This is a genomic window from Bradyrhizobium mercantei (assembly GCF_001982635.1).
Lineage (GTDB): Bacteria > Pseudomonadota > Alphaproteobacteria > Rhizobiales > Xanthobacteraceae > Bradyrhizobium > Bradyrhizobium mercantei.
The window spans coordinates 271,445-285,661 of the sequence record NZ_MKFI01000001.1; the positions used below are offsets into that span (position 1 = coordinate 271,445).

Annotated in this window: 14 protein-coding genes; 3 read left to right on the forward strand and 11 right to left on the reverse strand. The window is 64.8% G+C overall.

All coding sequences use genetic code 11. The features are described 5' to 3' along the window. Positions 1-21 precede the first annotated feature (21 nt). The 7 genes from era to rpoZ all read right to left on the reverse strand — a co-directional run bounded on the left by era (position 22) and on the right by rpoZ (position 6,956). Entirely contained in the window at positions 22-945 is a 924-nt protein-coding gene (era, locus tag BI327_RS01290) for a GTPase Era (RefSeq protein ID WP_076857943.1), read from the reverse strand. Next, positions 938-1,759, reverse strand: a complete 822-nt coding sequence (gene rnc, locus BI327_RS01295) for a ribonuclease III (RefSeq protein WP_076857945.1) — start codon at positions 1,757-1,759, stop codon at positions 938-940. Before rnc ends, era begins: the two co-directional genes overlap by 8 nt. Further along, a complete protein-coding gene (lepB, locus tag BI327_RS01300) occupies positions 1,756-2,517 on the reverse strand; it encodes a signal peptidase I (RefSeq protein WP_076857947.1) in 762 nt (253 codons plus the stop codon). Before lepB ends, rnc begins: the two co-directional genes overlap by 4 nt. Before the next feature lie 283 nt (positions 2,518-2,800). Then, complete coding sequence (gene acpS, locus BI327_RS01305; protein WP_076857949.1) at positions 2,801-3,217, reverse strand: holo-ACP synthase; 417 nt, start codon at positions 3,215-3,217, stop codon at positions 2,801-2,803. Next, positions 3,214-3,975, reverse strand: a complete 762-nt coding sequence (locus BI327_RS01310) for a pyridoxine 5'-phosphate synthase (RefSeq protein ID WP_076857951.1) — start codon at positions 3,973-3,975, stop codon at positions 3,214-3,216. Before BI327_RS01310 ends, acpS begins: the two co-directional genes overlap by 4 nt. A gap of 78 nt (positions 3,976-4,053) precedes the next feature. Next, entirely contained in the window at positions 4,054-6,345 is a 2,292-nt protein-coding gene (locus tag BI327_RS01315) for a RelA/SpoT family protein (protein ID WP_076857952.1), read from the reverse strand. Between the two features lie 218 nt (positions 6,346-6,563). Then, the gene (gene rpoZ, locus BI327_RS01320) at positions 6,564-6,956 is read right to left on the reverse strand and encodes a DNA-directed RNA polymerase subunit omega (RefSeq protein ID WP_016844003.1); all 393 of its coding nucleotides are present in this window, start codon (positions 6,954-6,956) and stop codon (positions 6,564-6,566) included. A 360-nt stretch (positions 6,957-7,316) separates the two neighbouring features. On the opposite strand from rpoZ, the gene BI327_RS01325 reads away from it, so the two are divergent. Both BI327_RS01325 and BI327_RS01330 read left to right on the forward strand, forming a co-directional pair. Continuing rightward, positions 7,317-7,958, forward strand: coding sequence for a LabA-like NYN domain-containing protein (locus BI327_RS01325; RefSeq protein WP_050422617.1), 642 nt, complete (start codon positions 7,317-7,319; stop codon positions 7,956-7,958). Further along, on the forward strand, positions 7,939-8,598 hold the full coding sequence (locus tag BI327_RS01330; RefSeq protein ID WP_076857954.1) for a uracil-DNA glycosylase: 660 nt from the start codon (positions 7,939-7,941) through the stop codon (positions 8,596-8,598). Before BI327_RS01325 ends, BI327_RS01330 begins: the two co-directional genes overlap by 20 nt. Positions 8,599-8,804: 206 nt before the next feature. Here BI327_RS01330 and BI327_RS01335 read toward each other — a convergent pair whose 3' ends face one another. The 4 genes from BI327_RS01335 to dapA all read right to left on the reverse strand — a co-directional run bounded on the left by BI327_RS01335 (position 8,805) and on the right by dapA (position 11,341). Continuing rightward, complete coding sequence (locus BI327_RS01335) at positions 8,805-9,386, reverse strand: peroxiredoxin (RefSeq protein WP_076857956.1); 582 nt, start codon at positions 9,384-9,386, stop codon at positions 8,805-8,807. 113 nt (positions 9,387-9,499) lie between these two features. Further along, a complete protein-coding gene (gene smpB, locus BI327_RS01340; protein WP_076857957.1) occupies positions 9,500-9,973 on the reverse strand; it encodes an SsrA-binding protein SmpB in 474 nt (157 codons plus the stop codon). A 1-nt stretch (position 9,974) separates the two neighbouring features. Then, positions 9,975-10,391, reverse strand: coding sequence for a large conductance mechanosensitive channel protein MscL (gene mscL, locus BI327_RS01345; RefSeq protein ID WP_076859103.1), 417 nt, complete (start codon positions 10,389-10,391; stop codon positions 9,975-9,977). Positions 10,392-10,450: 59 nt separating this feature from the next. Continuing rightward, a complete protein-coding gene (gene dapA / locus BI327_RS01350) occupies positions 10,451-11,341 on the reverse strand; it encodes a 4-hydroxy-tetrahydrodipicolinate synthase (protein ID WP_076857959.1) in 891 nt (296 codons plus the stop codon). A 354-nt stretch (positions 11,342-11,695) separates the two neighbouring features. Between dapA and BI327_RS01355 the strand changes: the two genes are divergently transcribed. After that, complete coding sequence (locus tag BI327_RS01355) at positions 11,696-14,143, forward strand: transglycosylase SLT domain-containing protein (RefSeq protein ID WP_076857961.1); 2,448 nt, start codon at positions 11,696-11,698, stop codon at positions 14,141-14,143. Positions 14,144-14,217 lie beyond the last annotated feature (74 nt).

Sequence of the window (14,217 nt, forward strand, 5' to 3'; positions counted from 1 at the left end):
CGTTCATGCAAACGCCGGTTCTTATTCCTTGGGGAAGTCCAGTCCCATTTCCTTGTAGCGGTCGGGATCGTCGCCCCAGTTCTCGCGCACCTTGACGAACAGGAACAGATGCACCGGCACGCCCATGATCTCGGCAATCTCGGCACGGGCCTGCGCGCCAATCGACTTGATGGTGGCGCCGCCCTTGCCGAGCACGATCTTGCGCTGGCTCTCGCGCTCGACAAAGATCGTCTGCTCGATCCGGATCGACTTGTCCTTGCGGTCGGTCCAGCTGTCGGTCTCGACCGTCGACTGATACGGCAATTCCTGATGCAGATGGCTGTAGATCTTCTCGCGGGTGATCTCGGCCGCCAGATGCCGCATCGGCGCATCCGACATCTGGTCCTCGGGATAGAGGAACGGCCCCGCCGGCACCAGCTTCGCCAGCGTCTGGCGCAGGTCGGCAACGCCGTCGCCCGACAGCGCCGAGATCATGAAGGTGTGCTCGAAGCGCATCCGCTCGTTGGCGGCCTGGGCCAGCGCCAGCAATTTCTCGCGCTGCACGAGGTCGACCTTGTTGAGCACCAGGATCTTCGGATGCGCGACGGTCTCGAGCTTGGCCAGGATCGCGTTGGCCTCCTCGTCGATGCCCGACTTGGCGTCGAGCAGCACGCAGACGAGATCGGCATCGTGCGCGCCGCTCCAGGCGGTCGACACCATGGCGCGGTCAAGCCGGCGCCGCGGCGCGAAGATGCCGGGCGTGTCGACCAGGATGATCTGCGCGTTGCCCTCGATCACGATGCCGCGGATCAGCGCCCGCGTGGTCTGCACCTTGCGCGACACGATGGTGACCTTGGAGCCCACCAGCGCGTTGACCAGCGTCGACTTGCCGACGTTGGGTGCACCGATCAGCGCGACGAAGCCACAGCGCGTCGCGTCTCCCTGCCCTTTAGCTTCGTCAGTCATTGGTACCGACGCCTTCGCGCTCGATCATCGCGGATGCTGCTGCCTTCTCTGCCGCGCGCTTGTTGCCGCCGAGGCCCTCGGCGGAGGCCAGGCCCGGCAGGTCAACGGCAACGCGGAATTGTGGATCGTGGTGCGGGCCGGTGCGTTCGACCTCGCGATAGACCGGCGTCGGCAATCCCTTGCCTTGCGCCCATTCCTGCAACACGGTCTTGGGATCGCGCAGCGGCCGCCGCAGCTTGTGCATCCGTTCGGTCCAGTTGCGCTCGACGAACTGGCGCGCGGCCTCGTAGCCGCCGTCGAGGAAGATCGCCCCGATCACCGCCTCGCAGATATCGCCGAGCACGGACTTGCGCAGCCGTGCGCCCTCGACCGCCTTCACCATGCCGAGCTTGATGTCCTCGAGCAGCCCGAGCGACTTGGCGACATCGGCGCAGCTCTCCTTGCGCACGAGATCGGCGAGCCGCTTCGACAATTCGCCCTCGTCGGCCTTCGGAAACGCCCGGAACAACATGTCGGACACGATCAGCCCGAGCACGTGGTCGCCGAGGAATTCCAGCCGCTGGTAGCTGTCGGCGCGGTTGCGGGTCGCGGGCTTCAGCGCGGAGACGTGGGTGAACGCGGTGGTCAGCAGCGCTGCGTCAGAGAAGGTGTAGCCGATCCGCGCCTCGGTGCCGGCGATCGCGGCCTTCGCTTCGGCGGCCTTGGCCGCCTTGCTGCGCCGCTTCTTCGGCGCGGCCGTGCTGTCGGCGGCAGGCGTCTGGCTCGGCTCGCCGTTGGGCGCCTGATCGTTGATGGCTGCGGTATCGTCGTTCATCGCACGATGGAAAATAGGCGATTCCACCGCACGGCGAACGGCCAGCGCCAGATCATCCAGGCCTGCTCACCCTCGGCGATCGAGAAGAAGATCATCTGGGCGCGCCCGATGATGTTCTCGAACGGCACGTAGCCGACCTGCGACAGGAAGCGGCTGTCGGTGGAATTGTCGCGGTTGTCGCCCATCATGAAGAAATGCCCGGGCGGAACGGTGTAGACGATGGTGTTGTCCATGTAGCTGTTGTCGGTGCAGTCCAGCGTCTCGTAGCTGACGCCGTTCGGCAGCGTCTCCTTCCAGCGCTTGACGCGGGCGGTGGCATCCGCCGAACCGCACGGGTCCTCGCCGACGAAGTCGCTCAGCCGCTCCCGCTTGATCGGCTCATCATTGATGTAGAGCAGCCCGCCCTTCACCTCGATGCGGTCGCCCGGCAGTCCGATGACGCGCTTGATGTAGTCGGTGGAGTCATCCCGCGGCAGGCGGAACACCACGATATCGCCGCGGTTCGGCTCCGAGCCGAAGATGCGGCCGGAGAAAATGTTCGGCGAGAACGGGATCGAATAGTGGCTGTAGCCGTAGGAGTATTTCGAGACGAACAGATAGTCGCCGACCAAGAGCGTCGCCTTCATCGACCCCGACGGGATGTTGAACGGCTGGAACAGGAAGGTGCGGATAACGAGCGCGATCAGAAGGGCATGGATGACAACGCGGATGGTCTCGCCCAAGCCGCTTTCAGATTTGGTCCCGGTGGTCACGCTCATTGCTTTCCCAATTCCCGCAGGCCTTGACCCACGCGGTGGCAGAACGTTCTCTTCGCGCGAAGCGTTCGGCCTTCGCGTGAGGAAAATGGCCTTGATACTGATCTTGAGGGCAAATTCCGGCCTAAACCCGGAATCAGCGTCTCGCTCGATATAACCCTGCGGCGTTTTAGACGGTTGTTCGCAGGGGCGCAATCAATCGCCGCCTCAAAACTTCGCAATTCATTGAAATATCAATGATTTTTTAGTTTGCTGAAGTTTTCTGGCAGATTCCGCCGCCGCGCGCTCATCTGGCGGGGGCAACCGCCGAAATTATGACGAAGGCCTGCGCCAGCGGCCAATCGTCGGTGATCGAAAGGTCGATCTGCGCCTGCATGCCCTCGGGCGTCAGTTCCTGGAGCCGGGCCAGCGCCCCGCCGGTCAGCCGCATCGACGGCCGCCCTCCCGGCAGGTTCACCACCCCCATGTCCTTCCACCACACCCCGCGCCGGATACCGGTGCCGAGCGCCTTGGAGCAGGCTTCCTTGGCGGCGAAACGCTTGGCGTAGGTCGCGACCACCATCTTCTCGTTGTTGGCGCGGCGCATCGCCTTGGCGCGCTCGGCGTCGGTGAAGATGCGATCGAGGAAGCGCTCGCCATGGCGCTCGATCACCTTCGCGATCCGGGTGATGTCGATCAGGTCGGAGCCGATGCCGATGATCATGCGCCAACCTTGGCGCGGCCGCGGTCCATCGCCGCGCGCATCTCGCGCACCGTGGCGGCGATGCCGACGAACAGCGCCTCGCCCATCATGAAATAGCCGATGTTCAGCTCGCGGATTTCGGGCAGCGCGGAGATCGTCTCCGCAGTCTCATAGTCGAGCCCGTGGCCGGCATGGACCTCGAGCCCGGCCGCCTGCGCGAGCTTTGCGCCGGCGACGATCCGCGTCCATTCGGCCTCAGCCTTGTCCTTGTGGCCGTCGACCACCGCGTCGCACCAGCCGCCGGTGTGAATCTCGATGACCGGCGCCTTCAGCTTCGCGGCCATCTCGATCTGCCTGGGATCGGCGGCGATGAACAGCGAGACCCGGATGCCGGCATCGTTGAGCCGTGCGATGAACGGCGCCAGCGCGTTGTGCTGGCCGACCACGTCGAGGCCGCCTTCAGTGGTGAGCTCCTGGCGCCGTTCCGGCACCAGGCAAACCGCGTGCGGCTTGGTGGCGAGCGAGATCCGCAGCATGTCGTCGGTCGCCGCCATCTCGAAATTCAGCGGCTTGGAGATCTCGGCCTTGAGCCGCGCCATGTCCTCGTCGCGGATGTGGCGGCGGTCCTCGCGCAAATGCGCGGTGATGCCGTCGGCGCCGGCCGCGATCGCGGCGAGCGCCAGCCGCACCGGATCGGGCCGCGCCCCGCCGCGCGCATTGCGCAGGGTCGCGACGTGATCGACATTGATACCGAGACGGAGCGGAGCAGCCTTTGTCATTTCCCTGACCTGCAATTCTAGCCTGTCACGCGCGGGCATCGCCGTCTGAAGGACGGCGTCGCTTCCGCTCGCCTGTGCTTACCCATTGACGCGCTCGACCTTCGCGACCACGGCCTTGGCGCGCAACTGCGCGATGATAGCGAGGAGATGCTTGAGGTCATAGACCTCAAGATCGATGGTCAGCTCCGTGAAATCGGGCGATTGGCGCGACATGTGGATGTTGTCGATGTTGCCGTCGTGCTCGGCGATCACGGTCGCGATCTGGGCGAGGCTGCCGGGCTCGTTGACATTGTGGATCAGGATGCGCGCCGGAAAGCGCTGCGGCATGGTCTCGTCGATGTCCCAGCGCACGTCGAGCCAGCGCTCCGGCTCCTCCTCGAAATCCTTCAGCGCCGGCGACTGGATCGGATAGATCGTGATCCCCTCGCCCGGCGTGACGATGCCGACGATCCGGTCGCCCGGCACCGCGCCGCCGTTCGGCGCGAACTTCACCGGCAGGTCGGAATTGATGCCGCGCACCGGGATCACCGAGGTGGCGCGCGCCGGATGCGGCGGGTTCTGCGTCTTCAGCTTGGCGGCGAGCCCCTTCTTGGCGCCGTAGCGCACCAGCCGCTCTTCCTTGTAGTCGGGATACATCGCCCGCGCGACGTCGGAGGCCTTGATCTCGCCGCGTCCGACCGAGGCCATCACCTCCTCGATCGAGGTGCGCGCGAGCCGCGGCAAGGCGCCCTTCAGCTTGTCGTCGGCATATTCGATCTTGGCACGGGCGAACAGGCGGTCGACGATGCGGCGGCCGAGGCCGGCATACTGGTCGCGCACGGCATCACGGGTGGCACGCCGGATCGCGGCACGCGCCTTGCCGGTTCGGGCGAGCGCTTCCCAGGCCGACGGCGGCGCCGACTGCGCCTTCGAGGTCAGCACCTCGACCTCGTCGCCGTTCTGCAACTCGGACGACAGCGGCGCGAACTTGCCGTTGATCTTGCAGCCGACCGCGCTGTTGCCGACACCGGTGTGCACGGCATAGGCGAAATCGATCACGTTGGCGTTGCGCGGCAGTGCGATCAGCTTGCCCTTCGGCGTGAAGCAGAACACCTGGTCGTGGAACAGCTCGAGCTTGGTGTGCTCGAGGAATTCTTCCGGATTGGAGCTTTCCGAGAGGATGCCGATGGTGTGGCGCAGCCAGGCGAAGGCGTTGGACTCGTGCTTCAGCCGCTCGTGCGGCGAGCCCTCGCCCTCCTTGTAGAAGGCGTGCGCGGCAATGCCGAACTCGGCGATCTGGTTCATTTCCTCGGTGCGGATCTGCAATTCGACGCGCTGCTTGCCGGGACCGATCACCGTGGTGTGGATCGAGCGGTAATCGTTCTGCTTCGGGGTCGAGATGTAGTCCTTGAAGCGGCCCGGCACGACCGGCCAGGTGGTGTGAACGATGCCGAGTGCACGGTAGCAGGCGCCGACATCGTCGAGGATGATGCGGAACCCGTAGATGTCGGACAGTTGCTCGAAGCCGACCGACTTGCGCTCCATCTTGGTCCAGATCGAGAACGGCTGCTTGCGCCGGCCGAACACCCGCGCGGTGATGCCGTTCTTCTGCAGGTTCTTGGAGAGCTGGGTTTCGATCTCGCCGATCAGGTTGCGGTTGCGCTCGGCCAGTGAATCGAGCCGCTGCTTGACCACCGCATAGGCCTCGGGATCGAGCACGAAGAACGACAGATCCTCGAGTTCCTCGCGCATCTCCTGCATACCCATGCGGCCGGCCAGCGGCGCATAGATATCCAGCGTCTCCTCGGCGATGCGGCGGCGCGAGGCCGGCGGCATGAACTCCATGGTCCGCATGTTGTGCAGGCGGTCGGCGAGCTTGATCAGCAGCACGCGGACGTCGTCGGCGATCGCCAGCAGCAGCTTGCGCAGATTCTCGGCCTGCTTGGCCTCGCGCGACACCAGTTCCAGCCGCTTCAGCTTGGTCAGGCCCTCGACCAGCGCACCGATCTCGTGGCCGAACACGGTGTCGATCTCGGCCCGCGTCGCCTCGGTGTCCTCGATCGTGTCGTGCAGCAGCGCCGCCACGATCGTGGCGTCGTCGAGCTTGAGGTTGGTGAGGATCGCGGCGACCTCGAGCGGATGCGAGAAATAGGGATCGCCGGAGGCACGCATCTGCGTGCCGTGCGCCTTCATGGCGTAGACATAGGCGCGGTTGAGCAGGTCTTCGTTGGTGTCGGGGTTATAGGAACGGACCCGCTCGACGAGGTCATATTGTCGCATCATGCGCGTCCGCGGCTTGGCCGGCCTCTCCGCCGCGGACGACGCCGGCGCCACCGCGACCGTTTCGGTTGCAGCCTGCATCTGGATGGAACTGCGGCGTCGATACGCCATGAACTCGCTGCCTCTCGTGCGGGACCAGAACGTCCCACTCTCCTCAATCTAGTGCGCTTTCGAATGAAGCTGCACCCCGCGCGGGCCCCGGAACCATTCAATTTCCCGCGTCCGCATAGGACGCACCGTAACAGCAAAATTGTCAACAAAAGCAAAGGCCCGGAACGATGTCCGGGCCTTTGGCAAATCTCTTGGAAACCAGGAGCTGAACGACGAGCCTACTCGTCTTCCTCGGGCTGCTCCTCCGGCGGCGCCAGGCCCTCGAGGCCCTTCAGCAGCTCTTCCTCGGTCATCCGCTCGACCGCGACCTCGGTGTCGTCGGCGTCGACGCTGGCACCGGCGGAACCGATCAGCGGCACGGTGTCGGGCTCGGGCTCGTCGACCTCGACGAACTTCTGCAGGGAGTGCACGAGTTCCTCTTTCAGGTCTTCCGGCGAGATCGTCGAATCGGCGATCTCGCGCAGCGAGACGACCGGGTTCTTGTCGTTGTCGCGATCAACCGTGAGTTGCGAGCCCGACGAGATCATCCGGGCGCGGTGCGCGGCCAACAGGACGAGGTCGAAGCGATTGTCGACCTTATCAATGCAATCTTCGACGGTGACGCGAGCCATCTCGAGGCGCTCCGTGGTAAAAGGGACCGAACATGTAGGTTATGAGGGTTAGTTATAGGGCTGGCCCCCGTTTCGCAAGGTAAAATTTGTGATTTGCCTTCCGAACAGGCTCTGATAACTCGGTCTGCCGGGGCCAGAAGGGCCGGAGCGTCTGACGACATGGCCAGGTTGCTGTCCCAGGCAAGTAAATCTCTTCATTGCAATGTCAAAGGTCTAGGCTTTTTGCCCTCGCCTCACCATAATTGCGGTGGTGACTGTCGTGGGGAAAGATTCACAGAACTTTAGGCAGCAACGCAGGAAATTGCGCGCGGTTGATCGCCGCTGCGCTAAGAACACTAACAACCACGCGAGAACACTTTGATGTCGTCACCTGTTTCCAACAAGATCGCGCTCTTCATCGACGGAGCCAATCTTTACGCAACCGCAAAGACGCTCGGCTTCGACATCGACTACAAGCGCCTCCTCAAGGAATTCCAGAGTCGCGGCACGCTGCTCCGTGCGTTCTACTACACGGCGATCATCGAGGATCAGGAGTACTCGTCGATCCGTCCGCTGATCGACTGGCTCGACTACAACGGCTACACCGTCGTCACCAAGGCGACCAAGGAATTCATCGACGCCAGCGGCCGCCGCAAGGTGAAGGGCAATATGGACATCGAGCTCGCCGTCGATGCCATGGAACTCGCCGAGCACATCGACCAGATGATCCTGTTCTCCGGCGACGGCGACTTCCGCTCGCTGGTCGAGGCCGTCCAGCGCCGCGGCGTTCGCGTCACCGTGATCTCCACCATTGCCAGCCAGCCGCCGATGATCGCCGACGAGTTGCGCCGCCAGGCCGACGTCTTCACCGACCTCGTCGAGCTGCAATCCAAGCTTGGCCGCGATCCGTCCGAACGTCCGGCCCCGCGCGAACCCCGCGAACCGCGTCATCACTCCCCGCAATTCCTGCAGCGCGCGACCACCATGGCCCCACGGGGAGCCGATGACGATTTCGACGAGTAATCTCGTCGCCGCATCCCAGCGTCCCGACAGCAACTGTCAGCTCTGTCCAAGGCTGGCCGACTTCCGCGCAGAAGCCCGCGCGCGCAACCCGGACTGGTTCAACTCTCCGGTGGAATCGTTCGGCGACCCGAATGCGCGGTTACTGATCGTTGGCCTTGCGCCGGGCATGCAGGGCGCCAACCGCACCGGCCGTCCTTTCACCGGCGATTACGCCGGTGATCTGCTCTACGCGACCTTGCTCGAATACGGCTTCGCCAGCGGCGTCTATCAGGCACGGCCGGACGACGGCATGAAGCTGGTCGACGCCCGGATCAGCAATGCGGTGCGCTGCGTGCCGCCGCAGAACAAGCCGCTGCCGGCCGAGATCAACACCTGCCGGCAATTCCTCCGCGCCACCATCGCCACCATGCCGAAGCTGCGCGCCATCGTGCTGCTCGGGCGAATCGCCCACGAATCAACCTTGAGAGCGCTGGACATCCGCTTGGCCGCAGCGCCCTTTGTGCACGGTGCAGTGCATAGCGCAGGCCAATTCAAGCTGTACGACAGCTACCACTGCTCGCGCTACAACACGAACACCGGCGTGCTGACGACCGACATGTTCCGCAAGGTCTTCGCGACGGTGCGCAAGGAGCTCGGCTAGCGCAGCGCTCGGGCGGCATCCACTTTGCGAACCGCTATCCGAAGTCCGCAACGCCACAGCAAACCCGCACCATTTCGGAATAATAGAAAAATATCCCTGAGTTGCCCGACGTGTCAAGTCGGCTGGCCGGGCGCCGGCGCGGCCGGCTGCTTTGCATGGGGTTGTTTTCGATATTTTGGCAGCGCCCCCTGCGGCGACGCTCTGGCCTAGTCCTTCCGCGGATTGTCCTTCAGCCATTCCAGCACGTCGCCGGCATTCCGGTCGGGCGGGAACACCGGATAGAACACATGCGTGATGCGTCCATCGTCGATGACGAGCGCGAGCCGCTTGATCAGGGTCAGGCCGGCCACCGACATCGTCGGCAATCTCAGCGTGTGCGTCAGCTCAAGCGCCTCGTCTGAGAGCACCGGGAACGGCAGATGCAGGCGCGACGCCATCTCGGTCTGGTAGGCATTGCTTTGGGTCGACAGCCCGAACACCTGGGCAGCACCGGCCGCCTTCAGCTCGGCGAACAGGTCGCGGAACGCGCAGGTCTGTGGCGTACAGCCGCGGGCGCCCGGGATCATGTCCCAATCATCGACCAGCCCGATCTTGCCGGGCTCGCCGGTTCGCGGATAGGCGAACACCACGGTGCGGCCCTGCAGCGCCGACAGCGCCACCGAGGTGTCGTCGGTGGCGCGCAGCCGGACCGGCGGGATCGTCATGCCGACGAGATGCGCCGCGCCGCCGTCGTCCGTGGGCGCCGGGATCTTGCTCCAGTCGACATCGGTGAGGCTGCTCTGGGTCATCGGCCTACATCTCCCTGAGCGTCATTGCGAGCGAAGCGAAGCAATCCATAGCGACGTGCACTGGATGGGTGGATTGCTTCGTCGCTTCGCTTCTCGCAATGACGGCTTGAGTCCTATCCCCGCGCCCGCAGCAGGCGGCCCTTTTCGCGGCTCCAGTCGCGCTTCTTCTCACTCTCGCGCTTGTCGTGCAGCTTCTTGCCCTTGGCGACCGCGAGCAGCAGTTTGGCACGGCCGCGTTCGTTGAAGTACAGTTTTAGCGGAATGAGCGTCATGCCCTCGCGGTCGACCGCGCCGAGCAGCTTGTTGATCTGCTTGCGATGCAGCAGCAGCTTTCGCGGCCGCTTCGGCTCGTGGTTGAAGCGGTTGGCCTGGAGATACTCCGGGATGTTGGCGTTGATCAGCCACAGCTCGCCGTTCTTGGAATCCGCATAGGATTCCGCGATCGTGCTCTTGCCGCTGCGGATTGATTTCACCTCGGTGCCGGTCAGCGAAATGCCGGCCTCGATCGTGTCCTCGATTGCGTAGTTGAAGCGGGCCTTTCGGTTTTCGGCGACAACCTTGATCGGGCGTTCGTTCTTCTCGGCCACGTTAGCCCTTCTTGAGGAGGTCGCGGATTTCCGTCAGCAGCACGACCTCGTCGGACGGCTTCGGCGGCTCGGCGGGCTTGGCCTCATCCTTGCGTTTGAACTGGTTCATGAAGCGGACGACCGTGAACAGCACGAAGGCGATGATCAGGAAGTTGAGCGTCAGCGTCAGGAAGTTGCCCCAGGCCAGCACCGCACCCTGCTTCTTGGCGTCGGCCAGGTTGGTTGCGTTGACGGCCTTGGAAAGCCCGGTGAAGTAGTTGGAGAAGTCGAGGCCGCCCGTGATCGCGCCGATGATCGGCATGATGATGTCGCCGACCAGCGAGGTGACGATCGCGCCGAACGCAGCACCGATGATGACGGCGACGGCGAGGTCGACGACATTGCCCTTCATGGCAAACTCGCGGAATTCCTTCAGCATGCCCATCCCCTTCTCTTCGACATTGCGCACGGCATTGTTCACGGCGGTACCGTTCCGGCTCAGTTGATCAGGCCGGCATGCACCATGGCGCTGCGGACGGCCTGGCGGGTCGATTCAGCGACCGGCACCATCGGCAGGCGCAGCTTCTCGTCGAGCTTGCCGAGCAGCGACATCGCGTACTTCACCGGCGCCGGATTGCTCTCGATGAACAGGTTGGTGTGCAGCGGCATCAGCTTGTCGTGGATCTTCAGCGCGGTGGTGACGTCGCCCTTCTGCCATGCGGTCTGGAACTCCGAGCACAGCCGCGGCGCGACGTTCGAGGTCACCGAGATGCAGCCATGGCCGCCATGCGCCATGTAGCCGATGATGGTGGCGTCCTCGCCGGACAGCTGGTTGAAGTCCTCGCCCATCGCGGCGCGCTGCTGCGAGACCCGCACCATGCTGGCGGTCGCATCCTTGACGCCGGCGATGTTCTTCAGCTCGAACAGCCGCTTCATGGTGTCGACCGACATGTCGATCACCGAGCGCGGCGGGATGTTGTAGATGATGATCGGAATGCCGATCGCGTCGTTGATCGCCTTGAAGTGCTGGTACATGCCTTCCTGGGTCGGCTTGTTGTAGTACGGCGTCACCACCAGCACCGCGTTGGCACCCGCCTTCTCGGCGTGCTCGGCGAGCTCGATCGCCTCCTTGGTCGAGTTCGAGCCGGCGCCGGCGATGACGGGCACCCGGCCCTTGGCCTCCTCGATGCACCATTCGACCACCCGCTTGTGCTCGTCGTGGCTCAGCGTCGGGCTCTCGCCGGTGGTGCCGACCGGCACCAGGCCGTGCGTGCCCTCTTCGATCTGCCAGTTCACGAGCCCGCGGAACGCCGCCTCGTCCACCGAGCCGTTTTTGAAGGGCGTCACCAAGGCAGTGAATGATCCCCGGAATTTTGTCTTGGCTGCCATGGACTTCCTCCAAACGCTTCAGGCTAAAGGCTAGGTCGACGGACCCTTGTTGTTGTCGTGCTCACGTCCGTGCAACCGGCACCCGGTTGATGCGAAACGCCATGAAAGGCAATTCATATCGGGTCTGGCGGACAGGCGAAAGGGCCGTACCGTACCTATTCCCAACGGTAATCCGCGGCGCGCGAAACCGCTTCCAGCCGCGATTTTGCCGTTGTGCTGGCGCAAACAGCCGCACCGGCAGGCTTCTTAGTATTTTGTCTACGTTTTCAATCAAATAAGAACCCATGGCCCAAACGACCAGATGATTCGGGGCCGCAGAGGACTTCTGTGATCCGTTCCGCCCGCGCAGGCACATTGCGATCGACGGCGCTGGCAACGAGCCTGGCGCTCCTTGTCGGCCTCGCCGCCATCTCGGGCGGTGCATGGGCCGCCGAGGATGTGCCGGCGCCGGCCGCCGACAAGGCAACGGCTTCCAAGCCGGCCGCGGCCAAGCCAGCCGCTTCAAAATCAACGGCAGCCAAGCCCGCCGCTGGCAAAACCAACGCGGCCAAAACTGACGCTCCCAAAACTGATACTTCAAAAACCGAAGCGCATAAGACGGCCGCCGCCAAGTCCAGCACGGTCAAGCCAGACGGCGGCAAGGCTGCGCCTGCCAAGACCGAAGCTCATAAGCCTGCGGCGTCGAAGACCACCGAATCCAAGAGCACCACGGCCAAACCCACCACAGCCAAGCCCACTGCGTCGAAGCCTGCCGCTCCGGCCGCAACGGGAAGTCTGCCGACCAACAAGCCGGCGCCCGCCCGTGCCGCCGCGCCTTCGCTGGTTCCGGCGACCCGCCAGCATGCCGCACCTGTGGTGCGCAAGCCGGTCGTGCCAGCGGCGGTCGCTGCGACATCCGCGACATCGCAGTCGGACAAGGAGGCGCTCGCAAGCGTCGTCGAGCTGCTGCGCAAGCGGAGGCCCTCTGACGCCACCGAGGCCGAGGCCTCGATCTCCGATCCGGTCGCGCGCAAGCTTGCCGAATGGCTGATCCTGCGCAGCGAGGACAATGGCGCCTCGGTCGAGCGCTACCGCGCCTTCCTCGACGCCAATCCGAGCTGGCCCTCGCAGACCTTCCTGCGCCGCCGCATCGAGGCCTCGCTGTGGGACGACCACCGCGACGACTCCGCGGTCTGGGCCTGGTTCCAGAATGAATCGCCGGTCTCGGCCAAGGGCCGGCTCGCGCTCGCCAAGGTGATGATCGGCCGCGGCGACCGCGGCAATGCCGAGCGCCTGGTCCGCGAAGCCTGGCGCAACGACGGGATGAGCGAGGATACCGAGAACACCACGCTCGATCTGTTCGGCTCGTTCCTGACGGCCGGCGACCACAAGGCGCGCATGGACACCATGCTGTACGGCACCGACAACGAGGCCGCCGGCATGCGCGAAGCCAGACGCCTCGGCTCCGGCTATGTGGCGCTGGCCAAGGCGCGGATCGCGGCGACCCGCAAGGGTTCGAACCTGCGCGCGCTGCTGGAAGCGGTGCCGAGCGAACTCTCCGGCGACACCGGCTATCTGTTCGCCAAGATCCAGTTGCTCCGCCGCGAGGAGAAATTCACTGAGGCCGCGCGGCTGATGCTGAGCGCGCCGAAGGACCCCGCGCGCCTCTACAATGTCGACGAATGGTGGATCGAGCGCCGGCTGCTGGCGCGCAAGATGATCGACACCGAGGAGTTTCGCACCGCCTATCTGATCGCGCGCGACGCGGCGCTGCCGGCCCGCGACATCTACAAGACCGAGCAGGAATTCACCTCGGGCTGGATTGCGCTGCGCTTCCTCAACGATCCCGCCCTCGCCGCCCAGCATTTCGCGCGGATCGGCGTCGGCAGCGCCAATCCCACCGCGCTCGCCCGTGCCGGCTATTGGCAGGGCCGCGCCGCCGAGGCTGCCGGCCGCGGCCAGGAGGCGCGCGCGGCCTATGCACGCGCGGCCGAACAGTCGACCAGCTATTATGGCCAGCTTGCCCGCGCAAAACTCGGCCTGCCGCAGATCGAGCTGAACAGCGCGCCGCGCGGCCGCGGCGCCGATCGGCTGGAGATCGTGCGTGCAGTCGCCCTGCTCTACGAGATCGACGCGCGCGAGCTCGCAATCCCGATCTTCGGCGACCTCGGCGACAATGGCGATCCTGAAGCGCTGGCCGGCCTCGGCGAGCTCACCGCGCGCCATGGCGATGCCCGCGGCATGCTGCTGATGGGCAAGGCCGCGCTCAACCGCGGACTGCCGTTCGACCACTACGCCTATCCGGTGAACGGCATCCCGTCGTTCCGCCAGGTCGGGCCGGAGGTCGAGCAGAGCGTCGTCTATGCGATTGCGCGCCAGGAAAGCGCGTTCAATCCGGCGGTGGTGTCGCCGGCCCAGGCCTACGGACTGATGCAGGTGACGCCGGACGCCGGACGCTATGTCTGCAAGCGCGCCGGCATCGGCTTCGACCTCAACCGGATGAAGACCGACCCGGTCTACAACGCGATGCTCGGCGCCGCCGAGCTCGGCGGCCTGCTCGAGGACTATCGCGGCTCGTACATCCTGACCTTCGCCGCCTACAATGCCGGCCGCGGCAGCGTGAAGAAATGGATCGAGCGCTATGGCGACCCGCGCGATCCCAAGGTCGACGCGGTCGACTGGGTCGAGCTGATTCCGTTCTCGGAGACGCGGAACTACGTCCAGCGCATCATGGAGAACCTGCAGGTCTACCGTGCCCGCTTCGGCGGCGGCACCAGATTGCAGATCGAGGCCGACTTGCGCCGTGGCGCCAGCGTGGAATGAGCCGGCGCAGGCGGTTTTCAACAGCCTCGCGAGCGGCGGGCCCCTCCTCGACCGAACTCCAGTCTAAGATATTG